This is a genomic window from Variovorax sp. CF313, from assembly GCF_000282635.1.
In the GTDB taxonomy this organism is placed as follows: domain Bacteria; phylum Pseudomonadota; class Gammaproteobacteria; order Burkholderiales; family Burkholderiaceae_C; genus Variovorax.
The window spans coordinates 152,433-175,294 of the sequence record NZ_AKIW01000033.1; the positions used below are offsets into that span (position 1 = coordinate 152,433).

General features: G+C 65.1%; 21 protein-coding genes. 3 read left to right on the forward strand and 18 right to left on the reverse strand.

Annotated elements, in window-relative coordinates; translation table 11 throughout:
* Positions 1-16: 16 nt before the first annotated feature.
* The 4 genes from guaA to guaB all read right to left on the reverse strand — a co-directional run bounded on the left by guaA (position 17) and on the right by guaB (position 3,875).
* Positions 17-1,636, reverse strand: a complete 1,620-nt coding sequence (gene guaA / locus PMI12_RS11315) for a glutamine-hydrolyzing GMP synthase (RefSeq protein WP_007832237.1) — start codon at positions 1,634-1,636, stop codon at positions 17-19.
* Positions 1,637-1,648: 12 nt separating this feature from the next.
* Positions 1,649-2,068, reverse strand: coding sequence for a type II toxin-antitoxin system VapC family toxin (locus tag PMI12_RS11320; RefSeq protein WP_007832239.1), 420 nt, complete (start codon positions 2,066-2,068; stop codon positions 1,649-1,651).
* Positions 2,069-2,079: 11 nt separating this feature from the next.
* Entirely contained in the window at positions 2,080-2,328 is a 249-nt protein-coding gene (locus PMI12_RS11325; protein WP_007832240.1) for a type II toxin-antitoxin system Phd/YefM family antitoxin, read from the reverse strand.
* Between the two features lie 77 nt (positions 2,329-2,405).
* A complete protein-coding gene (guaB, locus tag PMI12_RS11330) occupies positions 2,406-3,875 on the reverse strand; it encodes an IMP dehydrogenase (RefSeq protein ID WP_007832241.1) in 1,470 nt (489 codons plus the stop codon).
* 128 nt (positions 3,876-4,003) lie between these two features.
* Between guaB and PMI12_RS11335 the strand changes: the two genes are divergently transcribed.
* On the forward strand, positions 4,004-4,528 hold the full coding sequence (locus tag PMI12_RS11335; RefSeq protein WP_007832242.1) for a DUF4124 domain-containing protein: 525 nt from the start codon (positions 4,004-4,006) through the stop codon (positions 4,526-4,528).
* A 7-nt stretch (positions 4,529-4,535) separates the two neighbouring features.
* Here PMI12_RS11335 and PMI12_RS11340 read toward each other — a convergent pair whose 3' ends face one another.
* Both PMI12_RS11340 and PMI12_RS11345 read right to left on the reverse strand, forming a co-directional pair.
* On the reverse strand, positions 4,536-4,874 hold the full coding sequence (locus PMI12_RS11340; protein ID WP_007832243.1) for an RnfH family protein: 339 nt from the start codon (positions 4,872-4,874) through the stop codon (positions 4,536-4,538).
* Positions 4,874-5,320 (reverse strand): type II toxin-antitoxin system RatA family toxin, encoded by a 447-nt coding sequence (locus tag PMI12_RS11345; protein ID WP_007832245.1) that lies wholly within the window; start codon positions 5,318-5,320, stop codon positions 4,874-4,876. The genes PMI12_RS11340 and PMI12_RS11345 overlap by 1 nt, the downstream gene beginning before the upstream one ends.
* A gap of 63 nt (positions 5,321-5,383) precedes the next feature.
* Between PMI12_RS11345 and smpB the strand changes: the two genes are divergently transcribed.
* Together smpB and PMI12_RS11355 are read left to right on the forward strand one after the other, a co-directional pair.
* On the forward strand, positions 5,384-5,860 hold the full coding sequence (gene smpB / locus PMI12_RS11350; RefSeq protein ID WP_007832247.1) for an SsrA-binding protein SmpB: 477 nt from the start codon (positions 5,384-5,386) through the stop codon (positions 5,858-5,860).
* Positions 5,861-6,038: 178 nt separating this feature from the next.
* Positions 6,039-6,434, forward strand: a complete 396-nt coding sequence (locus PMI12_RS11355; protein WP_007832248.1) for a COG4315 family predicted lipoprotein — start codon at positions 6,039-6,041, stop codon at positions 6,432-6,434.
* Between the two features lie 101 nt (positions 6,435-6,535).
* On the opposite strand, the gene PMI12_RS11360 is transcribed toward PMI12_RS11355, so the two are convergent.
* The 12 genes from PMI12_RS11360 to PMI12_RS11415 all read right to left on the reverse strand — a co-directional run bounded on the left by PMI12_RS11360 (position 6,536) and on the right by PMI12_RS11415 (position 22,847).
* Positions 6,536-7,453 carry a DMT family transporter gene (locus tag PMI12_RS11360; protein ID WP_007832250.1) on the reverse strand — a complete coding sequence of 306 codons (918 nt, stop codon included), beginning with the start codon at positions 7,451-7,453 and terminating at the stop codon, positions 6,536-6,538.
* Positions 7,454-7,478: 25 nt separating this feature from the next.
* A complete protein-coding gene (gene typA, locus PMI12_RS11365; RefSeq protein ID WP_007832252.1) occupies positions 7,479-9,317 on the reverse strand; it encodes a translational GTPase TypA in 1,839 nt (612 codons plus the stop codon).
* Positions 9,314-10,270 carry a tRNA pseudouridine(55) synthase TruB gene (gene truB / locus PMI12_RS11370; RefSeq protein WP_007832254.1) on the reverse strand — a complete coding sequence of 319 codons (957 nt, stop codon included), beginning with the start codon at positions 10,268-10,270 and terminating at the stop codon, positions 9,314-9,316. Before truB ends, typA begins: the two co-directional genes overlap by 4 nt.
* Positions 10,271-10,272: 2 nt before the next feature.
* A complete protein-coding gene (gene rbfA, locus PMI12_RS11375; protein ID WP_007832256.1) occupies positions 10,273-10,644 on the reverse strand; it encodes a 30S ribosome-binding factor RbfA in 372 nt (123 codons plus the stop codon).
* Positions 10,645-10,665: 21 nt separating this feature from the next.
* Positions 10,666-13,653 carry a translation initiation factor IF-2 gene (gene infB, locus PMI12_RS11380; RefSeq protein WP_007832258.1) on the reverse strand — a complete coding sequence of 996 codons (2,988 nt, stop codon included), beginning with the start codon at positions 13,651-13,653 and terminating at the stop codon, positions 10,666-10,668.
* Between the two features lie 24 nt (positions 13,654-13,677).
* Positions 13,678-15,171, reverse strand: coding sequence for a transcription termination factor NusA (nusA, locus tag PMI12_RS11385; RefSeq protein WP_007832261.1), 1,494 nt, complete (start codon positions 15,169-15,171; stop codon positions 13,678-13,680).
* Between the two features lie 16 nt (positions 15,172-15,187).
* Positions 15,188-15,835 (reverse strand): ribosome maturation factor RimP, encoded by a 648-nt coding sequence (gene rimP, locus PMI12_RS11390; protein ID WP_042673195.1) that lies wholly within the window; start codon positions 15,833-15,835, stop codon positions 15,188-15,190.
* 195 nt (positions 15,836-16,030) lie between these two features.
* Positions 16,031-17,233: a YbfB/YjiJ family MFS transporter gene (locus PMI12_RS11395; protein WP_007832268.1), complete on the reverse strand. Its 1,203-nt coding sequence runs from the start codon at positions 17,231-17,233 to the stop codon at positions 16,031-16,033.
* A 16-nt stretch (positions 17,234-17,249) separates the two neighbouring features.
* Positions 17,250-18,887, reverse strand: coding sequence for an ABC transporter ATP-binding protein (locus tag PMI12_RS11400; protein ID WP_007832270.1), 1,638 nt, complete (start codon positions 18,885-18,887; stop codon positions 17,250-17,252).
* Entirely contained in the window at positions 18,884-19,960 is a 1,077-nt protein-coding gene (locus tag PMI12_RS11405; RefSeq protein WP_272943559.1) for an ABC transporter permease, read from the reverse strand. The genes PMI12_RS11400 and PMI12_RS11405 overlap by 4 nt, the downstream gene beginning before the upstream one ends.
* 13 nt (positions 19,961-19,973) lie before the next feature.
* Positions 19,974-21,014: a microcin C ABC transporter permease YejB gene (locus PMI12_RS11410; protein WP_007832274.1), complete on the reverse strand. Its 1,041-nt coding sequence runs from the start codon at positions 21,012-21,014 to the stop codon at positions 19,974-19,976.
* Between the two features lie 18 nt (positions 21,015-21,032).
* Positions 21,033-22,847 (reverse strand): extracellular solute-binding protein, encoded by a 1,815-nt coding sequence (locus PMI12_RS11415; RefSeq protein ID WP_007832276.1) that lies wholly within the window; start codon positions 22,845-22,847, stop codon positions 21,033-21,035.
* Between the last annotated feature and the right edge of the window lie 15 nt (positions 22,848-22,862).

Sequence of the window (22,862 nt, forward strand, 5' to 3'; positions counted from 1 at the left end):
CCGAAGGGACCCGATTTCACTCCCACTCGATCGTCGCAGGCGGCTTGCTCGACACGTCGTACGTCACGCGGTTGATGCCACGCACCTCGTTGATGATCCGCCCCGACACCTTCTTGAGCAGCGCGTAGGGCAGCTCTGCCCAGTCGGCGGTCATGAAGTCACTGGTCTGCACGGCGCGAAGCGCCACCACGTAGTCATAGGTGCGGCCGTCGCCCATCACGCCCACGCTCTTCACTGGCAGGAACACGGTAAAAGCCTGGCTCGTGAGGTCGTACCAGGTCTTGCCCGTTTCGGCGTCGGTGAAGTTTCGCAGTTCCTCGATGAAGATCGCGTCGGCGCGGCGCAGCAGGTCGGCGTATTCCTTCTTCACTTCACCGAGGATGCGCACGCCCAAGCCCGGGCCGGGGAACGGATGGCGATACACCATCTCGGGCGGCAGGCCGAGCGCCACGCCGAGTTCGCGCACTTCGTCCTTGAACAGGTCGCGCAGCGGTTCGAGCAGCTTCAGGCCCAACTGCTCGGGCAGGCCGCCCACGTTGTGATGGCTCTTGATGGTGACGGCCTTCTTGCTCTTGGCGCCGCCCGACTCGATGACGTCGGGGTAGATGGTGCCCTGCGCGAGGAAGGTCGCGCCTTTGTGGCCGCCATCGCCGGCCTTGAGCTTGGCGGCTTCCTGTTTGAACACGGTGACGAACTCGCCGCCGATGATCTTGCGCTTGGCTTCGGGGTCGCTCACGCCGGCGAGCTTGCCGAGGAACAGGTCGCTGGCATCCACGCGAATCACCTTCGCATGCAGCTTGCCTTCGAACATCTCCATGACCATGTCGCCCTCGTTCAGGCGCAGAAGGCCGTGGTCGACGAACACGCAGGTGAGCTGGTCGCCGATGGCACGGTGGATCAGCGCAGCGGCCACGCTCGAATCGACGCCGCCTGAGAGGCCAAGGATGACTTCTTCATCGCCCACCTGCTCGCGGATCTTCTCGACCGCTTCAGCGATGTGATCACGCATGACCCAGTCGGGCTTGGCTTCGCAGATGCCGAGCACGAAGCGCTCGATGATCGCCTTGCCCTGCACCGTGTGCGTCACTTCGGGGTGGAACTGCAGCGCGTAGTAGCGGCGCGCCTCGTCGGCCATGCCGGCGATGGGGCAGCTGTCGGTGCTGGCCATGAGCTTGAAGCCCGGAGGCAGTTCGGTGACCTTGTCGCCATGGCTCATCCACACGTTGAGCATGCCGTGGCCTTCGGGCGTGGTGAAGTCCGAGATGTCTTTCAGCAGCGCGGTGTGGCCATGGGCGCGCACGGCCGCAAAGCCGAACTCGCGCTTGTGGCCGCCTTCGACCTTGCCGCCGAGCTGATGCGCCATGGTCTGCATGCCGTAGCAGATGCCGAACACGGGCACGCCGAGGTCGAATACAGCTTGCGGGCACTTGTCGGTGGTTTCTTCGTACACGCTGGCATGGCTGCCCGACAGGATCACGCCCTTGAGATGGCCGTCGGCCGCGTATTCGCGCACCCATTCGTCGGTGACGTCGCAGGGATGCACCTCGCTGAGCACATGGGCTTCGCGCACGCGGCGTGCAATCAGTTGCGTGACTTGCGAGCCGAAGTCGAGGATGAGGATCTTGTCGTGTTGCATGGGCGTTGGGACTCAGAGCGTTGAAATGTCGAACAGCTTCACGCCCGCCTGGGGCGCTGCCTGGATGAGGTGCTCGTCGAAGGTGGCGAGCGGGAGATTGAGCGACTTGGCGAGCCAGAGGTAGCCGGCGTCGTAGAGCGACACGCCAACGTCGATGGCCACGGCGAGCACGGCCTTGTGCTGTGCGGGCGCGAGCTCGTGCAGTTCGACGCGGTGACGGATGGCGTCGAGCACGCTCCACAGCCCTTCGACTGCCGACGTCGGAATGCGGCCGCTGCGCACGCCGTTGGCGAGGATGTTGGCGCACTCCCATTGCCAGGCATTCGGTGCCTGCGGCTCGACCTCGTCGCGGCGGATGGCGGCGTAGAGCTTGCGGGTGTGTTCGCTGGCCATGTCGGGCAGCAGCCAGGCGGAGGTCACCGAGGCGTCCATGACGAAGGCTGTCACGATTGGCGCCCTTCGTCGAGCAATACGCGCAGTGGCAGACCCGGCTGGATGGCGGCGTGCAGCGCATCGATCTGCCCGAGTTCGCGCTCGATCTGCTCGTCGGTGATGACCGGCTTGCGGCGCACCGGCAGCATGCGCACGACTTCCTTGCCGTGGCGGGTGATGCGAACCTCCTCGCCCTTTTCGACCGAGTCGATCAGGGCCGAGAAGTTGTTCTTGGCTTCAGCGATGCCGATGGATTGCATTTGGGCCAGAAAATCTGAATCTGGCCCAAATTCTAAACTCAGTCTGGCCCGATTTTCAAGGTCTGGCCAGAATGAGCTTATTCAGCGCGGTAGTTCGGCGCTTCCTTCGTGATCTGCACGTCATGGACGTGGCTCTCGCGAATGCCGGCCGTGGTGATCTCGACGAACTCGGCCTTGTTCTGCATGTCCGCGATGGTGGCGCAGCCGCAATAGCCCATGCTGGCACGCACGCCGCCGGCCATCTGGTAGACGATGGAGACGATCGAGCCCTTATAGGGCACGCGGCCTTCGATGCCCTCGGGCACCAGCTTGTCGGTGTTCGGGTTGCCGGTGGTCGACTCCTGGAAGTACCGATCGGCACTGCCCTGCTGCATCGCGCCGATGGAGCCCATGCCGCGGTAGCTCTTGTAGCTGCGGCCCTGGTACAGCACGATTTCGCCCGGCGCCTCTTCGGTACCGGCGAACATGCTGCCCATCATCACGGTGCTGGCGCCGGCCGCGATGGCCTTGGCGATGTCGCCCGAGTAGCGCACACCGCCATCGGAGATCAGCGGAATGCCCGTGCCTTGCAGTGCGGTGGCGACGCTGTCGACCGCCATGATCTGCGGCACGCCCACGCCGGCCACGATGCGGGTGGTGCAGATGGAGCCAGGGCCGATGCCGACCTTGACCGCGTCGGCGCCGGCGTCGGCCAGTGCGCGCGCGGCATCGCCGGTGGCGATGTTGCCGCCGATGACGTCGACCTGCGGATAGTTCTTCTTGACCCATCGCACGCGCTCGATCACGCCGGCGCTGTGGCCATGCGCGGTGTCGACCACGATGGCGTCGACGCCGGCCTTCACGAGGGCTTCGACGCGCTCTTCGGTGCCGTCACCCACACCGACCGCCGCGCCCACGCGCAGGCGACCGTTGGCGTCGCGTGCGGCGTTGGGGAAGCTGGTCTGCTTGGTGATGTCCTTGACGGTGATCAGGCCCTTGAGCTCCCAGTCGCCGTTGATGACCAGCAGGCGTTCGAGCTTGTGCTTGTTCAGCAGCGCCTTGGCCTCGGCCAGCGTGGTGCCGTCGGGCACGGTGATGAGCCGGTCGCGCTGCGTCATGATTTCGCTGACGGGCACGTCGTAGCGGTTCTCGAAGCGCAGGTCGCGTCCCGTGACAATGCCGACCACCTTGCCGGCGTCGACCACCGGGAAGCCCGAGATGCCGAGCTGGTCGGACAGCGCCATCACCTGGCGCACCGAGTGCGTCGGCGTGATCACCACGGGGTCGCGCAGCACGCCCGACTCGTAGCGCTTCACGCGGGCCACTTCGGCGGCCTGCTGTTGCGCGGTGAGGTTCTTGTGCACGATCCCGATACCGCCCTCCTGCGCGATGGCGATCGCGAGGCGGGCTTCAGTCACGGTGTCCATGGCCGCCGAGACGAGCGGCAGGTTCAGCGTGATGTTGCGGGAGAATTTGGTGGCGAGAGAGGTGTCCTTGGGCAGGACTTGGGAGAACGCTGGCACCAACAACACGTCGTCGAAGGTGAGCGCTTTGCCGAGAAGGCGCATGGGTGAAGCTCCAAAAGATGGATTGTAACGAGGCCCCCGACCTGTTTGCCGGGCCGGGCTTTTTCGAAGCGTTGCAAAACCACCCACCCCGCATGTTGCAAAAAGTAAGGCCCGGCTAAACTTCAGGGATGAAATTCGTGCACTGGCTGGTACTGGGATGTGTCGTTGCGCTGCCGCTGTCGGCGAGCGCGCAATGGCAATGGGTCGACAAGAACGGCAAGAAGGTCTTCAGCGATCAGGCGCCACCGCCCGATGTGCCGGAGAAGAACATCCTGCGCCGCGTGGGTCCGCCGCCGGTGTCGCGCGCGAATCCCAACGTCGATGCATCGCCCGCCGAAGGCGCGACTGCGGAGGCTGGTGCACCTGCCAAGACGGCGGGCACGCCGAAGCCCACCGGCGTCGACAAGGAACTCGAGGAAAAGACCAAGAAGGCCGAGGCCGAGGAAAAAGCCAAGCGGGCTGCGGAAGAAGCCAAGGTTGCGAAGGCCAAGGCCGACAACTGCGCGCTCGCGCGCCAGGGCAAAGCCACGGTCGACAGCGGCATCCGCATTGCCAAGGTCAATGCGCAGGGCGAGCGCGAGATCATGGACGACGCTGCGCGCGCCGCCGAGCAGAAGCGCCTTCAGACGGTCATCAACAGCGACTGCAAGTAACCGGCGCTCAGTAGCCGGCCTTGCCGCCCTTGCGGCGATTCGCAAACAGGCCTGTGCCCCGAGCACCCTGGCGCTGGAACCGCTCCCGGCGCGCCACCTTGGGGTCCACCTTGAGGGGACGGCACAGCTCGATGCGGTCGCCGTCCTTCAGGGCCTGCTCCCACTCGACCACCTTGCCCCAGATGCCCGGGGTCATGGCGTGCCGCCAATCCAGATCCGGAAAGCGCAGGGAAAGATCGCTGGCCCGGACCGCATCGGCCAGCGTCGTGTCGGGTGCGAGCCGCAGGACCTGCTCGAACACCTCGCGCGCCGCCGGCGAGCAGCTGAGCGTGACCTCGATGATCATCAGGACGAGCCGTAGACCTGCTCGGCGCGCTTGACGAACGCCTCGACCAGGCTGGAGGCGATGGTGTCGAACACCGGCCCCACCAGTGCCTGCAGGGCGAAGTTGCTGAAGCCGTAGCTCATGTGCAGCTCGACGCGGCAGGCGCGCTCGCCTTGCTCGCCCACGGGCACGAACTTCCATTTGCCATCGAGGTTGGAGAATGGCCCGTCGACCAGCTTCAGCTGTACCTCGCGCCCCGGCACGTGCGTGTTGCGGGTCGTGAAGCTCTGGTGCAAACCGGCGAATGCCAGACCGACTTCGGCCGTCATGCCGGCCTCGTCCTGCTCGAGAATGCGGGCCTTGTCGCACCACGGAAGAAACTGCGGATACCTCGCCACATCGGTGACGAGCGCATACATCTCTTCGGCGCTGTACCAGATGAGGACGGACTTGTTGACTGTTTTCATAGAATCGGCACAGCGTGCGCGACGGATTGTATTGAAGCCATGCAGCCCCCACATTCCCGAGTCATGGCCACAAAGAAACAAGACACCTCCTCCCGCATCGCCGACAACAAGAAGGCCGCGTACAACTATTTCTTCGAAGAGCGCTTCGAGGCCGGCATGGTCCTCGAAGGCTGGGAAGTCAAATCGCTGCGCGAAGGCAAGGTGCAGCTCACCGACGGCTACGTGGTGATCCGCAACGGCGAACTGTTCGTCGTCGGCTGCCAGATCAACCCGCTCAAGAGCGCGTCCACCCACGTCAATCCCGATTCGGTCCGCACCAAGAAGCTGCTTCTGAAGAAGGACGAAATCCGTCGCCTGATAGGCAAGGTCGAGCAAAAGGGCTACACGCTGGTGCCGCTCAACCTGCACTGGAAAGCCGGCAAGGTGAAGTGCGAGATCGCGCTCGCCAAGGGCAAGGCCGAGCACGACAAGCGCGACACCATCAAGGACCGCGAAGGCAAGCGCGAGGTCGAGCGCGCGATGAAGAACCGCAGCCGCTGAGTCTTTTCTGCAGGCGCCATCCCCGGCAGATTGCCGCACGACCCTTTTGCTCGAACTCGCGACCCCGGCCTACCGCAATTTGTCGTGCCGACCGCATAAACTGCCGGCTCGCGCAATCATCTCGCCTGGCCTGTCACCAAGCTTGTTGTCGCGATTTTTCAACTGAAGGAGAAACTGCATGAAATTGCTCAGCGCCTCGATCCTCGCGGCGGCCCTGCTCGCCGGCTGCGGCGGCATGTCCAACAAGACCGCCAGCGCGCCCGACACGCCCACCCGCACCGCTGACGGCGTGCTGGTCGGACCGAACGGGATGACGCTGTACACCTTCGCCAAGGACACCGCGGGCTCCGGCACCTCCGCCTGCAACGCCCAGTGCGCCACCAACTGGCCCCCGCTCGGCGTGGCCGACGCCGCCAAGCCCATCGGCGGCTACACCATCATCATTCGCGAAGACGGCAAGCGCCAGTGGGCCTACAAGGGCTGGCCGCTGTACTACTGGGCGAAGGATGCCAAGCCCGGCGACAAGACCGGCGATGGTGTCCTGAACGGCGCCTGGAAGGTTGCCCGTCCCTGATCCCCTGCGGATCTGACGCAAAAACGCCGGCATCTGCCGGCGTTTTTTTCTGGTTTCGCGGTGTGGAGGAGATCCGAACCGCACGCGGCAGAACCGGCCCCTCAGTGGGCACCCGGCACCGCGGTGTCGGCGATCGTGCTGCGCCGCCCACGCAATGCCAGCAGTTCGTTGAACACCAGCGCGCCGATGACCAGCACCCCGCCGGTCAGCACGCTCGCTGCAGGCCGCTCTCCCGCGCCGATCCAGGCCAGCGCGATGCCGAAGATCACCTCCAGCAAGGCCAGCAACGCGACCTCAGGCGCCTTCAGCACCTGGGCGCACAGAACCGAGAGCACACAGGGAATGGCGAGCTGGAACACGCCCAGGAAAGCCAGCAGCCCGAGATCATGCGCATTGGCCCTGAAGGGCCAGGCGAAGGGCAACGTGAACAGCGCCGAGAGCACCGCACCAATCAGCACGGCAGGTACCAGGTCGATCCTGCGACCCTTGGCTTGCGCGTGTTGAACCACGGTCCAGTTGGTCGCGCCGGCCAAAGGCACGCACAGCGCAACGAGCGTACCGGCCAGTGAACCGCCGCCGCCCTGCAGCAGTTGCGTGCCGTACATCCAGCCGATGCCGGCCCCCGCGACCACGATGGCCAGCCAGGTGCGCGCGGGCAGCCGATGCCCGATGAAAGAGCGCGCCGCCAGCGCAGTGAACAGCGGCCCGAGCGACATCGTGACGAGCACGCTGGCCGTCGAAGCCAGCGTGAGCGCGACCATGAAGGCCGTGAACATCACGGCCCAGCACACGCCGGAGATCCAGAGCTCGCGCCCGGCATGACGCAGCTGCGAGAACACCGCACGCCCCCGCCAAAGCGGCAAGATCACCAGCAGCGCCAGCATCGTGAAGAAGCTGCGCCAGAAGGTGATCTCGAAACTGTGCGCCTGCGCGAGGTGCCGCGTAACGACGCCCGCCGTGCCCCACATCAGGGTCACGACGGCCATCAGCCAGACGGCGCTGCCGTGCGTCAGGCGCATGAAGGGGGCTGCAATCCGAAAGCGATCAGCCCTGCGACGTGTCGCGGCCTGCGCGCTTGCGCTCGTGTTCCTTCAGGTAGCGCTTGCGCAGGCGCACGCTCTTGGGCGTGATTTCGACCAGCTCGTCGTCCTCGATGAATTCCACGCCGTATTCGAGCGTGAGTTCGATCGGAGGCGTGATCTTGATCGCGTCTTCCTTGCCCGAGACGCGGAAGTTCGTCAGCTGCTTGGTACGCGTGGCATTCACCACCAGGTCGTTGTCGCGGCTGTGGATGCCGACGATCATGCCTTCGTACACCGGGTCGTTCGCCTTCACGAACATGCGGCCGCGATCGTCGAGCTTGCCCAGGGCGTAGGTGAAGATTTCACCGTCGTCCATGGAGATCAGCACGCCGTTCTTGCGGCTGCCGATCTCGCCCTTGTGCGGCTCGTAGCTGTCGAAGATGTTGCTAATGAGGCCCGAGCCGCGCGTCAGGTTCAGGAATTCGTTGGTGAAGCCGATCAGGCCCCGCGCCGGAATGCGGTATTCGAGGCGCACGCGGCCGCGGCCGTCCGGTTCCATGTTGACGAGTTCGCCCTTGCGCTCGCCCAGTGCCTGCATCACGCCGCCCTGATGCTGTTCTTCGATGTCGGCCGTGACCAGCTCGATGGGTTCGTGCTTTTCGCCGTTGACGTTGCGGAACACCACGCGCGGCTTCGACACGGCCATTTCATAGCCTTCGCGACGCATGTTTTCCAGCAGGATGGTCAGGTGCAGTTCGCCGCGGCCCATGACTTCGAAGACGCCCTCCTCGTCGGTCTCGTTCACGCGCAGCGCCACGTTGTGCTGCAGTTCTTTCTGCAGGCGGTCCCAGATCTGGCGGCTGGTGACATACTTGCCTTCGCGGCCGGCCAGCGGGCTGGTGTTGACGCAGAAATTCATGGTCAGGGTCGGCTCGTCGACCTTGAGCATCGGCAGCGGCGCCGGGTTGGCGGCGTCGGTCACGGTGACGCCGATGCCGATGTCAGCGATGCCGTTGATCAGCACGATCTCGCCGGGGCCGGCTTCTGTCGCCTGCACGCGGTCCAGGCCCTGGAACGTCAGCACCTGGTTGACGCGGCCCTTCACGGCCTTGCCATCCGGACCTTCCATCACGATCACGTCCGTCATCGGCTTCAGCGTGCCCTGGCTGATGCGGCCCACGCCGATGCGGCCGACGAAGGTCGAGAAGTCGAGCGCGGAAATCTGCAGTTGCAGCGGCGCGGCGGGGTCGCCCTTTTGCGACGGCACGTGCTTCAGGATGGTGTTGAACAGGGCCGACATGTCGGGGCCCCACTGCTCGCCCTGTGCGCCTTCTTCCAGCGACGACCAGCCGTTGATGCCCGAGGCGTACACCACGGGGAAGTCCAGCTGCTCGTCGGTTGCGCCGAGCTTGTCGAACAGGTCGAAGGCGGCATTGACCACCTTGTCGGGGTTCGCGCCGGGCTTGTCGACCTTGTTCACCACGAGGATAGGCTTCAGGCCCAGGGCCAGCGCCTTCTTGGTCACGAAGCGCGTCTGCGGCATCGGGCCTTCCTGTGCATCGATCAGCAGCACCACGCCGTCGACCATCGACAGCGCGCGCTCCACTTCACCGCCGAAGTCCGCGTGGCCCGGGGTGTCGACGATGTTGATGTGCGTGCCTTCCCAGGTCACGGCGCAGTTCTTGGCCAGGATCGTGATGCCACGTTCCTTTTCGATGGCATTGTTGTCCATCACCGTGTCGACCACTTTCTCGTGCTCGGCGAAGGTGCCGGACTGGCGCAGCAGTTGGTCGACCATCGTGGTCTTGCCATGGTCCACGTGGGCAATGATGGCGATATTGCGGATTTGGTTGGTACTCATGGTGTCGCTTCGATCTGTTGTGCGTTCAAAAGAATTTGCTGGATTTCGATGGGGTTCAGCAAGCGCCCCGGTATCAGTTCGCCGGCCGTGACGTGGGCCGTGCCGAGGAAGGCAGGTGGCTCGGTGCCGAACACGGCCACCTCCCTCGCATCGGCCCAACTGCCGCGGCGGCGCAGGCCCGAGAGAAAACGTGCCGAATCTTCCGCGCCGAGCGTGACGCGGCTGTGGCCGTCCACCAGAGCTTCGGCAGGCAGGAGCCGTGCCAGTCGCTCTTCTTCGTCCAAGGCTTCGAGCGCCTCGAGCGTGATGCACCGGGCTTCGACGAAGCCGCCAGTGGCGGTGCGGCGCAACGAGGTCAGGTGCGCACCGCAGCCCAGCGCCTCGCCGATGTCTTCGCCGAGGGTGCGGATGTAGGTGCCCTTGCTGACGGCGGCAAGAATGCGGATCGTGTTGTCATCGATGGCGGCGAGTTCGAGCTTGTGTATCACCACGTCGCGCGGCGCGCGCTCGACTTCGATGCCTTCGCGGGCGTACTCGTACAGCGCCTTGCCGTCTTTCTTGAGCGCGCTGTGCATCGGGGGCACCTGGCGGATCGGGCCTGTGAACTGCGCTTCCACGCGCGCCAGGTCTTCCGGCGTGACGTGCACGGGCCGCTCGGCGATCACGTCGCCTTCGGCATCGCCGGTCGCGGTCTTGACGCCCAGACGGGCCGTGGCCGCGTAGGTCTTGTCGGCGTCAAGGTGAAGTTGGCTGAATTTGGTGGCCGCGCCAAAGCACAGCGGCAGGACTCCCGTGGCGAGCGGATCGAGCGTGCCGGTATGGCCCGCCTTTTCGGCGCGCAGCAACCACTTGGCCTTCTGCAAGGCCTGGTTGCTGGAGAGTCCCAGCGGCTTGTCGAGCAACAACACCCCATGCACAGGGCGCCGCTGCACCCGTGTGCGTGGCGCGTTCATGGCTAGTCGTCTTTCGAACGCGAAGCGACGGCCTGCGCGATGAGCGCGTTCATGTCGGCTGCACGCTCGGTGGTGCGGTCGAACAGGAAGTGCAGCGTGGGCACGGTGTGGATATGCAGGCGCTTGAACAGGCCGTTGCGCAGGAATCCCGCGGCCTGGTTCAACGCCTCGGTGGTCTCGTCCACGTCGCCCGTGAGCAGGCTGAAGAAGACCTTCGCATGCGCATAGTCCGGCGTGACCTCGACCGCCTGGATCGTGACCATGCCCACGCGCGGATCCTTCAACTCGCGCGCAATCAGCTCCGTCAGATCGCGCTGGATCTGGTCGGCAACCTTGAACGCGCGGTTGGGGGCGGCGGCTTTTCTTTTCGGCATGGACTCTCTCGCTTCGAACGCTTACAGCGTCCGGGCGATTTCCTTGATTTCGAAGAACTCGAGCTGATCGCCTTCCTTGATGTCGTTGTAGTTCTTGAGTTTGATACCGCACTCAAAACCTTCGCGGACTTCGCGGACATCGTCCTTCATGCGCTTGATCGAGTCGACTTCGCCGGTGTAGATCACCACGTTGTCGCGAAGCAGGCGGAAGTGCGCACTGCGGTTGACCGAGCCCGATGTGATGTACGAACCCGCGACCGTACCGATCTTCGAGGCCACGAACACCGTGCGGATCTCGGCCGAGCCGATGATTTCCTCACGGCGCTCCGGCGCCAGCATGCCCGACATCGCGACCTTGATCTCGTCCACGGCGTCGTAAATGATGCTGTAGTAGTTCAGCTGCACGCCGTTGCCTTCGGCCAGCTTGCGCGCACCGGCATCGGCACGCACGTTGAAGCCGATCACGACCGCCTTGGAGGCGATGGCGAGGTTGATGTCGCTTTCGCTGATACCACCCACGCCCGCGTACACCACCTGCACCTTGACCTCGTCCGTCGCCAGCTTGAGCAGCGATTGCGCCAGCGCTTCCTGCGAGCCCTGCACGTCGGCCTTGATGATGATGCGCAGCGTCTGCACTTCGCCGGCCGACAGGTCGGTGAACATGTTCTGCAGGTTCGCGGCTTGCGCCTTCGCCAGCTTGGTGTTGCGGAACTTGCCGGCACGGTAGGTGGCGATTTCGCGCGCACGGCGCTCGTCGCTCATCACCATGAACTCGTCGCCCGCCTGCGGCACTTCGGTCAGGCCCTGGATCTCGACCGGGATCGAGGGGCCCGCGGCCTTGGTCGACTTGCCGTCTTCGTCCAGCATGGCGCGAACGCGGCCGTAAGTCGAGCCGGCCAGCACCACGTCGCCGGTCTTGAGCGTGCCGGACTGCACCAGCACGGTGGCGACCGGACCGCGGCCCTTGTCGAGCTGGGCTTCGATGACCAGGCCCTTGGCGGCGGCATCCACCGGCGCCTTGAGTTCCAACACTTCGGCCTGCAGCAGCACCTGCTCGAGCAGGTCGTCGATGCCCTGGCCCGTCTTGGCGGACACCGGCACGAACGGCACGTCGCCGCCGTACTCTTCGGGCACGACCTCTTCGGCCACCAGTTCCTGCTTCACACGGTCCGGGCTGGCATCGGGCTTGTCGATCTTGTTGATCGCAACCACGATCGGCACACCTGCCGCCTTCGCGTGCTTGATGGCTTCCTTGGTCTGGGGCATGACGCCGTCGTCGGCCGCCACCACCAGGATCACGATGTCGGTGGCCTGCGCACCGCGGGCACGCATGGCCGTGAAGGCCTCGTGACCCGGGGTGTCGAGGAAGGACACCATGCCGCGTTCGGTTTGCACGTGGTACGCGCCGATGTGCTGCGTGATGCCGCCGGCTTCGCCCGCGGCGACCTTGGCGCGGCGGATGTAGTCGAGCAGCGAGGTCTTGCCGTGGTCGACGTGGCCCATGACGGTCACGACCGGTGCGCGCGGCAGGGCTTCGGCGGTTTGCGCCGACACGTCCTCGTCGGTGAAGGCTTCCGGATCGTCCAGCGCGGCAACCACGGCGTTGTGACCCATGTCCTCCACGATGATCATCGCGGTGTCCTGATCGAGCGACTGGTTGATGGTCGCCATCATCCCGAGCTTCATCAGCTGCTTGATGACTTCCTGCGCCTTGACGGCCATCTTGTGCGCGAGCTCGGCCACGGTGATGGTTTCGGGCACGTGCACTTCGAGCACGCGTGCCTCGACCGGCGCGGCCGGTGCGTGCTGCTCATCATGACCGCCACGGTCGTTGCCGCGACGCCCACGCGGGCCTCCGCGCCAATTGCCGCGACCGACACCGCCGCTGGCATCGCCGCGGGTCTTGATTTCCTTCTTCTTGGCGGGATCGCCAGCCCAGCTCGACGAGAGCTTCGCTGACTTGACTTCCTTGCCGGCACCGGCAGCTCCGGGTGCCGCTGCAGCGCCGGGCGCGGCAGGCGCGCCGGGGCGCGCTGCGGGTGCAGCCGGCTTGTGCAGCGTGCCCTTGACCGCGGCCTTCTCGGGCTGCGGCTTCTCGGGCGCCTTGTGCGGCACCAGCACGCGGGCCGGTGCGTTCATCATGGCGCGGATGGCTTCGGCTTCGGCGAGGGCCTTGCGGCGCCGCTCGTCGAGGTCCTTGGCGCGCGCAGCTTCCTCGTCGGCACGGGCCTTCGATTCGGCCGCAGCCTTGGCCTTCGCGTCTTCCTTGGCCTGCATCGCAGCGGTCTGCGCGGCGAGCTTGGTGTCGGCAGCCTGTTGCTCCGCGGCGGCGGCAGCAACATCAGCCGCTGTCGCTGCGGGCGCTGGCGCCACGGCCGGCGCGGCGGCTGACCTGGCGGCAGCGTTCACTGCCGCGGCTTCCGCGATGGCGGCAGCCTTCTTTTCGGCGGCGATACGTGCAGCTTCCTGCTCGGCCTGTTCGGCGCGTTCGGCTTTTTCAGCCTGTTCGCGTTCACGTGCTTCGGTTTCTTCACGCAGGCGACGCTTTTCGGCCAGCTCTTCTTCCTGGCGGCGGATCAGCTCGGCCTGGCGGCGCGCTTCTTCCTCGCGGCGGGCCAGTTCGGCTTCGTCTACGCGGGGTGCGGCCGGCGCGGCTGCCGGGGCTTCGGCGGCCTGCTGCGCGTGTTCGGGCGTGGCCGGATGGCCATCCTCGCGCTGGATGAAGGTGCGCTTCTTGCGCACCTCCACCTGGATGGTGCGGGCGCGGCCGGTGGCGTCGGCCTGCTTGATCTCGCTGGTCGATTTCTTGGTCAGCGTGATCTTCTTGCGCTCGGGCTCGACAGTGCCGTGGCTGGCCTTCAGATGGCCGAGCAGGCGCTGCTTGTCAGCCTCGGTGAGTGCATCGGTGGCGGCCGCTTTGGGCACGCCTGCGCTCTTGAGCTGGTCAAGCAAGGTTTCGGGAGTCTTCTTGAGCTCGTTCGCGAACTCGGCGACAGTGGTACTGGACATATTGGTTTCGTGCCTCCATGACCGTCACTCTTGGCCGGCGAACCAGTGTTCGCGGGCTTTCAAGATGAGGGCTTTGGCGTCATCGGCGCTCTGGCCGGTGATCTCGGTGAGTTCATCGACCGCGAGGTCGGCAAGGTCGTCACGGGTGTTCACACCCGCTTCGGTCAGCTTGGGAATCAGCTCGGGGTCCAGGCCTTCGAGATCGTGCAGGTCTTGCGACACTGCCGATTGGGGCTCGACATCCTCTTCCTTGGCGATTTCCATTGTCAGCAGCGCATCCTTGGCACGCGAGCGCAGCTCATTGATGGTGTCTTCGTCGAAGGCCTCGATCTCCAGCATTTCTGAGATCGGCACGTAGGCCACCTCTTCGAGGCTGTTGAAGCCTTCGGAAATGAGGATGTCGGCGATCTCTTCGTCGACGTCGAGCTTTTCCATGAAGAGCTTACGGCTGGCGTCGGTTTCGCTCGCCTGCTTCTGGGCCGACTCGTTGGCGTCCATGATGTTGATCTTCCAACCGGTGAGGTCGGAAGCCAGGCGCACGTTCTGGCCGCCGCGGCCAATGGCGATCGCGAGGTTTTCCTCGTCGACCACCACGTCCATGGCGTGCTTTTCTTCGTCCACCACGATGGACGACACGTTGGCCGGGGCCAGCGCACCGATCACGAACTGGGCCGGGTCTTCGCTCCACAACACGATGTCCACGCGCTCGCCGGCGAGCTCGTTGGTCACGGCGTTGACGCGGGTACCGCGCACGCCGACGCAGGTGCCGATCGGATCGACGCGCTTGTCGTGCGAGAGCACGGCGATCTTGGCGCGCGAACCAGGGTCGCGGGCACAGCTCTTGATTTCGAGCAGGCCTTGTTCGATCTCGGGCACTTCCTGGCGGAACAGCTCGATCATGAACTCGGGGGCCGAGCGCGAAAGAATGATGGGCGCGCCGCGCAGCGTCAGGTCGACTTCCATGATCATGGCGCGCACGCGGTCGCCATTGCGCAGGTTTTCCTTGGCGATCATCTCGCTGCGGCGCAGGCGGCCTTCGACGCGGCCTGCCTCGACGATGATGTCGCCCTTGTCCAGGCGCTTGACGGTGCCCACGAAGATCTTGTCGCCGCGCGACATGAAGTCGTTGAGCAGCATCTCGCGCTCGGCATCGCGAATCTTCTGCAGGATGACCTGCTTGGCGGCCATGGCGCCGATGCGGCCGATCGGCACCGAGTCCACCGCTTCTTCGATGTACTCGCCGACTTCGATGTCCGACATTTCTTCCTTGGCTTCGAACAGGAGGATTTCCTGGTCGGGCAGCTGCAGGCCGGCCTCGTCGGGCACGACATGCCAACGGCGGAAGGTCTCGTAGTCGCCGCTGTCGCGATCGACCGCGACGCGGATGTCCACGTCGCCCTGATGGAGCTTCTTGGTGGCTTGCGCCAGTGCGGATTCGACCGCGCCGAAGACGACGTCACGCTCGACGTTCTTCTCGCGCGAGATCGCATCCACCAACATCAACATTTCGCGATTCATGCCACCACTCCTCTGGTCAGTCCGGAACCTGCGTTCCGTCGTCAATATCCGAAAAACCCGGTTGGGTTTTGGCCTTGCGGCCCTTGAAATCCACAATGGGCGCGAGCCGCGCGTCGCGCAGCTCGTCCAGCACGAAGCCCAGCGCCTGCAGCGTTGCGGGCGCGCGCTTCTTGCTCACTTTTTGACCTGGCTTGGGCTCCGGCGCATCGCTCCAGACGATTTGCCAGCCCTGGGCGCCAGCGGCACCCTCTACCTTTGCGACCCGCTCCAGCGTGCCGCGAAACTTCTTGCGGTTGGCCGACACCTGGCCCGCCGCTGCAGCGCCCATGGGCGCCTTGAGCGTGATGTCGATCACCTCGCCCACGAAACGCTCGAAATCCTGCTCATTGCGCAGCGGACGGTCAATACCCGGCGAGGACACCTCGAGCCGCTTGTAATCGACACCATCGACCTCGAGCGCGAATTGCAATTGGCGCGTCACCTTCTCGCAGTCCTCAACCGTCACGAAGGGCTCGGGCACACCGGCAGCCACAGCTTCGGAGGTGGGGGCCGTCCAGGGCAAATCAATCGTCACGCGCAGCAATCCCCCGGCCGAGCGCTCGATCTCGACCAGGTCATAGCCGAGACCGGCCACGGTTTGTTCCACTATTTGCTGCAATGCCACGTGTTCGAATGCGCCTTTTGAGTAACTGGATTCATGCCACCCGCCCGCCACGGATGCCAAATCGCCACGAGCTCAGCCATGAATGCTCAGCCCAGAATGCATAGACCAAAAAAAACGGGCGGTTGGTACCCGCCCGTTTGGTCGTGAGCCTCGAATTATATGCTATTTGTGCAATATATGAAGGGGCTTTGCCCCTCAATCGGCTATTGCGCGACGCGATTTAGACCAAACCAACGCAAACAGGACCGCACCGAGTGCCAGCGCCGCCGCCGCGACGAGCAGCGGCAACTGAAAAGACCCGGTTCGCTGGGCCAGCGGCGCCGCAAACAACGGCCCGATGATCTGCCCTACCCCATAAGAAGCCGTTGCATAGCCGATCAGCCCGGCCGCCGCATTGCCTCGCAGACGACGGGCATCCCGCATGGCGAAAAGCGTGATGGCGGTGAACGGCATGCCCAGCAGCAGGCTGCCGAGCGCGAATCCGGCGATGCTCGGCCACGCCACCGACAGAACGACACCGAGCGCCTGCAGCGCGTAGGCGCCAGCCAGCAGCAGCCGATTGTCCCAATGCGTTGGCGCGCGGGCTCCGATCAACGCCCCCGGAATGATGGCCAGCCCGAACAGCGGCCAGAAGAAATCGGGCCAGGGCGACCCCGGCAGCGCCTGCCGGGCGATCACTGGCAGGAAGGTGGCGGTGATGATGTAGCCAAAACCGGCCAGGCCATAGAGCGCGACCAGCCAGATGGCGTCGCTGCGGTCGGCCGCCGATCCGGCTTCGCGGGCCGCGGCAGCAGGCGCCGGCGCAGCCCCGCCGCCGACCGGTGCCCGCTCGCCGTCGTCGAAAACCCGCCAGATCACCGCGACCAGCACGATTGCCAGGATGCCCAGGCCGATCCACCCCGCCTCGGAACCCCAGCGCCCCAGCACCCCGCCGAGCAGGCCGGTCATGGCGATGCCGATGCCCGGCCCGGTGTAGATCACCCCGGCCAGCGTTGGCGCGTTCGTTTCCGACAGGCGGCGCAACCCCCAGCCCGAGGCAAAGACAAAAACCCAGGCGCTCATCACGCCCGCCGCCGTACGCAGCACGCCCCAGCTGGTAAAGCTGTGCAGCAACCCCATGCCGATCAGCAGGGCCGCCGTGGCCGCCAATCCGCCGCGCACCATGCTCGAAGCCTTGATGCCGATGGCCGCGCAGCTCAGCGCGCCGAGGAAATAACCCAGGTAGTTGAGCGACGCCAGCACCCCGCCCGCCGCGAGCTCCAGTTTTCCCTCGTGCAGCATGATGGGCAGCATGGGCGTGAAGGCGAAGCGCCCCAGGCCCATCGCCACCGCAAGGGTGACCATGCAGGCCAGCGCCGCGCGCCAGGCGCCGCGCCGGTCGCGTCCGATTTCCGACATTTCCTGCAATCTCCGTTTATTCCAGCAGCGCGGCGGCCACCAGCTTTTTTGTGTAGGGGTGATCGGGCGCGTCGAGCACTCGCTCGACCGGCCCGGTTTCGAGAATGGCACCGTCCTTCATCACGATGACGTGGTGCGCCATGGCACGGATCACCTCCACGTCGTGCGTGATCAGCAGATAGCTCAGCCCCCGCTCGCGCTGCAGGCGCTGCAGCAGGCCCAGCACCTGCTTCTGGATCGTCACGTCGAGCGCGCTGGTCGGCTCGTCGAGCACCAACAGTTGCGGATCGACGATCAGCGCGCGGGCGATCGCCAGGCGCTGCCGCTGGCCGCCCGAGAACTCGTGCGGATAGCGGTCGAGCAGCGAGGGGAACTGGGCCTCCGTCAGCCCGACGTCGGCCAGTGCGGCGAGCGCGCGGGCGCGGCGCGCTCCGATGTTGAGTTCGGGTGCATGCACGCGCAACCCCTCGCCCACGATCTGCTCCACCGTCATGCGCGGCGACAGCGAAGAGAACGGGTCCTGGAACACTACCTGCATGACGCGGCGCAAGCCGAGATCGGAGGCGCGATCGACCGCCCAGCCCTTGCCCGCGACCTCCAGTGCACCCTGGTGCTTCAAGAGCCCCAGCGCCGCCAGCGCAAGCGTCGACTTGCCTGAACCCGATTCACCCACCACGCCCAGCGTCTCGCCCGGCACGATGCGGAAATCCGCGCCCTGCACCGCCACGAACTCGCCCTTTCGGAACCAGCCGGCGATGCCGGGCCTCGGCACGGGGTAGATCACGCGCAGGGCCTTCGCCTCGATCACGGGCGTTGCGTCGGCACGCGCGGCAACGGCCGCCACATTGCGCTGCGGATGGCTGTCGATCAGCTTGCGCGTATAGGGATGCTGCGGGGCATCGAACACCGGCGCCACGGCGCCATGCTCGACGACGTGGCCGTTCTCCATGACCACCACGCGATCGGCGAAACGACGCACCAGGTTCAGGTCGTGCGTGATGAGCAGCACGGCCATGCCGTACTTGCGCTGCAGATCGGCCAGCAGTTCCAGGATCTGCGCGCGCACCGTGACGTCGAGCGCGGTGGTCGGTTCGTCGGCCAGCAGCAGGCGCGGCTTGCAGGCGAGCGCCATCGCGATCATCGCGCGCTGGCGCTGGCCGCCCGAGAGCTGGTGCGGAAACGCCCTCGCCCGTCGCGCCGGCTCGGGAATACCGGTATCGGCCAGCAACTGGACAGCGGCCGCCTGCGCGGCGCGAGCCGACAGACTCTCATGCAGTTCGAGCACCTCGGCGATCTGGTCGCCGACGCTGTAGAGCGCATTCAGTGCAGTCATCGGCTCCTGGAAGATCATCGCGATCTCCTTGCCGCGGATGCCGCGCAATTCGCGCTCGGGAATCGACAACAGGTCGCGCGCGCCCTGCGAGCGCTCCCCGCCGAAAAGCCGGGCAGTGCCGGACAGATCGGCGTTCTGCACCAGCCGCAGCAGCGACAGCGCAGTGACCGTCTTGCCCGAGCCCGACTCGCCGACGAGCGCGAGCTTTTCGCCAGCGGCCATCTGGAAGTCGATGCCGTGCACGACCTCCTTGCCGCTGAATGCGACACGCAGGCCTTTCACGTCCAGCAGGGCCTGCTTGAGTTGCGGATCGTTCATCATTTGTCGGCCTTGCGCGGATCGAGTGCGTCGCGCAGCGCGTCGCCCATGAATGTCAGCAGCATCAGGGTAACGACGAGCACGCCGAAGGTCGATATCGAGATCCACCAGGCATCGATGTTGGCCTTGCCCTGGCTGAGCAGCTCGCCGAGCGACGGCGTGCCCGGCGGCACGCCCAAGCCCAGGAAGTCGAGCGAGGTCAGCGCCAGGATGGCCGCGCTCATGCGAAACGGCAGGAAAGTGACGACCGGCACCATGCTGTTGGGCAGGATGTGGCGCCACATGATCTGCAGGTTGCCGACGCCCAGAGCGCGCGCGGCGCGCACGTAGTCCATCTGGCGGTTGCGCAGGAACTCCGCGCGCACGTAGTCGGCCAGGCCCATCCAGCCGAACAGGCTCAGCAGGATGAGCAGCAGTGCCACGCTGGGAACGAAGATCGCGCTGAAGATGATCAGCAGGTACAACTCCGGCATGGAGCCCCAGATTTCGATGAAACGCTGGAACGCGAGATCGGTCTTGCCAGCGAAGTAACCCTGCACGGCACCGGCGACCACGCCCAGCACCGTGCCGATGGCGGTGAGCGCCAGGCCGAACAGCACGCTCACGCGGAAACCATAGATGAGCTGCGCCAGCAAGTCGCGGCCTCGGTCATCGGTGCCGAGCAGATTGTCGGCCGTCGGGGCGGCCGGGCTCGGCGACTTGGCGAAGTAGTTGAGCGTTTTGGGGCCGTAGGGATTGGGTGCGTAGATCGCCCAGTTGTCGCCCTTCGTGATGCGCTCGCGAATGAAGGGGTCAAGGTAGTCGGTTGGCGTTTCGAAGTCACCGCCGAAAGTCTTCTCGGAGTAGTCGCGCAGCACCGGAAAATAAGTGTGCCCTTCATAGTGCAGGACAAGCGGCTTGTCCGTCGACAGCACCTCCGCGAACAGGCTCAGCACCACCAGCGTCGCGAAGATCACCAAGCTCCAGAAGCCGAGGCGGTCACGCTTGAAACGCATCCACGCACGACGACCAGGCGAGAGGTGGGCCGTTGTGGCCACCGGCGCTGCCTTCGTCTCCGTGCCACCGGTCGCACTCACGGGCACAACGCCCTCAGTCGAATTTGACACGCGGGTCCACCCAAACGTAGCAAAGATCGGAAATCAACTTGGTCACCAGGCCGATCAGCGTGAAGAGATAAAGGGTGCCGAGTACGACGGGATAGTCACGCCGGATCACGCTCTCGTAGCCCAGCAAACCCAGGCCGTCTAGCGAGAACAGCGTCTCAATCAGCAGCGAGCCGGCGAAGAACGCACCGATGAACGCCGAAGGCAGCCCGGTGATGATCGGAATCAGCGCATTGCGGAACACATGCTTCCAGAGCACCTGCTTCTCGCCCAGCCCCTTGGCCCGCGCCGTCAACACGTACTGCTTGCGGATTTCCTCGAGGAAGGCGTTCTTGGTGAGCATGGCCGTCACCGCGAAGCTGCCGAGCACCATTGCCGTGACAGGCAGCGTGATGTGCCAAAGATAATCGACGATGCGCGCGCCCCAGCCCAGGTCGTCCCAGTTGGCCGAGGTCAGGCCTCGCAGCGGGAACCACTGCAGTTGCCCTCCGAACACCACCAGCAGCGCCACACCCAGCACGAAGCCCGGGATGGCGTAGCCGATGAGCACAATCAGCGTGCTGATCAGGTCGAAGCGCGTTCCCGCCTTTACCGCCTTCGCGACACCCAGCGGCACCGCCACTCCATAACTGATGAAGAAGGTCCAGAGGCCCAGGCTGATCGAGACGGGCAGTTTCTCGAGGATCAGCGTCCAGACGTCCTTGTTCTGGAAGAAGCTCTTGCCCAGGTCGAAGCGCGCGAACTGGCCTAGCATCTGAAACAGCCGTTCGTGCGGCGGCTTGTCGAAGCCATACAGCGCCTTGATCTGCTCGAGCCGCTTCGGGTCGACGCCCTGGTTGCCGCGATAGCTGCCACCGCCGGACTCGAAGCCGCCGCCACCGCCGCCCCGCCCCGCCGTCTTGGCTTCAGCCAGGTACTGCTCCACCGGCCCGCCAGGCACGAACTGGATCACGAGGAAAGTCACCAGCAGCACGCCGAGCAGGGTCGGGATGAACAGCAGCAGACGCTTGAGGACGTAGGAGAGCACGGCCTGTTTCCTTCTCTTCTATTTCTGGCGCGCCGGCTTGGCCCACCATGTGCCCATGACCCAGTCCTCGCCGTTGGCGTACGGCGGCATGGGCGATTTGAACGCGAGCCGCCAGTCGTCATAGACGATGCGGTGCGAGTTCAGCGTCCATTGGGGAATCAGGTAGTGGCTGTGCATGATCACGCGGTCGAGCGCACGGCAAGCGGGTATCAGGTCGGCCTTGGTGTCGGCATCGACGATGTCCTTGAGCAAGGCATCGACCGCCGGCGTCGACACGCCCATGTAGTTGCCCGAGCTCTCCGTCTTGGCCGCCTTGCTGCCGAAGATCTCGAGCAACTGCTGCCCGGGGTTGTTCGTGCCCGGGAAATTGATGGTCGTGATATCGAAGTCGAAGCGGTCGAGGCGCTCCTGGTAGAGAGCGAAGTCGACGGTCGCGAAGTTCAGGGTGATGCCGAGCTTCTCGAGGTTGCGGATCCAAGGCGACACGGTTCGCACGCCGCCTTCCTTGCTGTCGAGGTATTCCAACGTCATGGCCTCGCCCTTGGCGTTGCGCAAGGCGCCGTCGCGGTATTCCCAGCCGGCCTGCTTGAGCAGGTCGCGCGCGCGGCGCAGGTTGTTGCGCAGCGAGTGCCCCTCGCCTTCGGTGATTGGCGGCGTGAACATTGGTCCAAAGCTCGCGTCGGGGATTTTGCCGCGCCAACGTTCGAGCAGCGCCTTCTCCTCGGGCGACGGCGAGCCCTGCGCCTCGCAATCCGTATTTCCGAACAGGTCCTTCACGCGCGGATAGCCGTTGTAGAACATCTGCCGGTTCATCCACTCGTAGTCGAGCGCCAGGCCCAGCGCCTCGCGCACGCGCGGGTCACTCAGCCTGTCGCGGCGGCTGTTGAGCACGAAGCTCTGAAAACCCGCCGGCTTCTTGTGCGGGAACTCGTGCTTGACGAGTTCACCCGTAGTGAAGCGCTTGCCGTTCACCCGGCGCGCCCAGTCGCCGGCCGAGTAGAAGCTCATCATGTCGAACTCACCCGCCTTCAGGGCTTCAAGCCGGGCCGTGTTGTCCTTGTAGATCTTGACAGTGATCCGGTCGAAATTGTGCAGGCCACGGTTCACAGCCAGCTCGCGACCCCAGTAGCCGGGATCGCGCACATAGGTGATGTCCTTGCCGAAGCGCACAGGGCCGATCTTGTAGGCGCCGCTACCGATGGGAATATCCATCACGACTTGGTCGAAGGGCTTGGGCTTGCCGTTCTCTACGCCCCAGGCACGGCTGAAGATGGGCAGGCTGCCCACGATCAGCGGCAACTCGCGGTTGACCGTCTTGAAGCGAAAACGGATGGTGCGCGCATCCAGCACGTCGGCACCGTCGACTTCCTGCAGCAGCGTCTTGTAGCCCGGCGAGGTGAAAGGGCCGATGAGCGTGTCGTAGCTGTGCTTCACGTCAGCCGCCTCGACTGGCATGCCATTGTGGAATCTCGCCTCGGGTCGCAGGCGGAAGGTGACGCTGCGGCGGTCGGGGGCTACCGCGACGTCCTCGGCCAACAGGCCGTAGCCCGACCCGGTTTCGTCCATCGAACCGGCCAACAGAGACTCGAACAGCATGCTGTCGAGGTAGGCCGGCGGTGCCCCCTTGATGGTGAAAGGGTTGTACTTGTCGAAAGTCGAGTAGCGCTGGTTACTCACCAGCCGCAACTCGCCGCCTTTCGGGGCGTCCACGTTGACGTAGTCGAAGGCCTTGAAGCCTGGGGCGTACTTCAGGTCGTCCCAGAGCGCATATCCATGCGCGGCCCACGCGGGAGCCGCACACACCATCAACCACCAGACCCGGAGAAACCGCATGCGAGAATTCTGCCC

What these genes read in the sequence shown, in the direction of transcription:
- infB (WP_007832258.1), bottom strand. Translation starts at nt 13,653, where the DNA reads ATGTCCAGTACCACTGTCGCCGAGTTCGCGAACGAGCTCAAGAAGACT.
- typA (WP_007832252.1), bottom strand. Translation starts at nt 9,317, where the DNA reads ATGAGTACCAACCAAATCCGCAATATCGCCATCATTGCCCACGTGGAC.
- rbfA (WP_007832256.1), bottom strand. Translation starts at nt 10,644, where the DNA reads ATGCCGAAAAGAAAAGCCGCCGCCCCCAACCGCGCGTTCAAGGTTGCC.
- PMI12_RS11335 (WP_007832242.1), top strand. Translation starts at nt 4,004, where the DNA reads ATGAAATTCGTGCACTGGCTGGTACTGGGATGTGTCGTTGCGCTGCCG.
- PMI12_RS11325 (WP_007832240.1), bottom strand. Translation starts at nt 2,328, where the DNA reads ATGCAATCCATCGGCATCGCTGAAGCCAAGAACAACTTCTCGGCCCTG.
- PMI12_RS11400 (WP_007832270.1), bottom strand. Translation starts at nt 18,887, where the DNA reads ATGATGAACGATCCGCAACTCAAGCAGGCCCTGCTGGACGTGAAAGGC.
- PMI12_RS11355 (WP_007832248.1), top strand. Translation starts at nt 6,039, where the DNA reads ATGAAATTGCTCAGCGCCTCGATCCTCGCGGCGGCCCTGCTCGCCGGC.
- PMI12_RS11320 (WP_007832239.1), bottom strand. Translation starts at nt 2,068, where the DNA reads ATGGACGCCTCGGTGACCTCCGCCTGGCTGCTGCCCGACATGGCCAGC.
- PMI12_RS11395 (WP_007832268.1), bottom strand. Translation starts at nt 17,233, where the DNA reads ATGTCGGAAATCGGACGCGACCGGCGCGGCGCCTGGCGCGCGGCGCTG.
- PMI12_RS11360 (WP_007832250.1), bottom strand. Translation starts at nt 7,453, where the DNA reads ATGCGCCTGACGCACGGCAGCGCCGTCTGGCTGATGGCCGTCGTGACC.
- smpB (WP_007832247.1), top strand. Translation starts at nt 5,384, where the DNA reads ATGGCCACAAAGAAACAAGACACCTCCTCCCGCATCGCCGACAACAAG.
- PMI12_RS11345 (WP_007832245.1), bottom strand. Translation starts at nt 5,320, where the DNA reads ATGAAAACAGTCAACAAGTCCGTCCTCATCTGGTACAGCGCCGAAGAG.
- nusA (WP_007832261.1), bottom strand. Translation starts at nt 15,171, where the DNA reads ATGAATCGCGAAATGTTGATGTTGGTGGATGCGATCTCGCGCGAGAAG.
- guaA (WP_007832237.1), bottom strand. Translation starts at nt 1,636, where the DNA reads ATGCAACACGACAAGATCCTCATCCTCGACTTCGGCTCGCAAGTCACG.
- guaB (WP_007832241.1), bottom strand. Translation starts at nt 3,875, where the DNA reads ATGCGCCTTCTCGGCAAAGCGCTCACCTTCGACGACGTGTTGTTGGTG.
- truB (WP_007832254.1), bottom strand. Translation starts at nt 10,270, where the DNA reads ATGAACGCGCCACGCACACGGGTGCAGCGGCGCCCTGTGCATGGGGTG.
- PMI12_RS11340 (WP_007832243.1), bottom strand. Translation starts at nt 4,874, where the DNA reads ATGATCATCGAGGTCACGCTCAGCTGCTCGCCGGCGGCGCGCGAGGTG.
- PMI12_RS11415 (WP_007832276.1), bottom strand. Translation starts at nt 22,847, where the DNA reads ATGCGGTTTCTCCGGGTCTGGTGGTTGATGGTGTGTGCGGCTCCCGCG.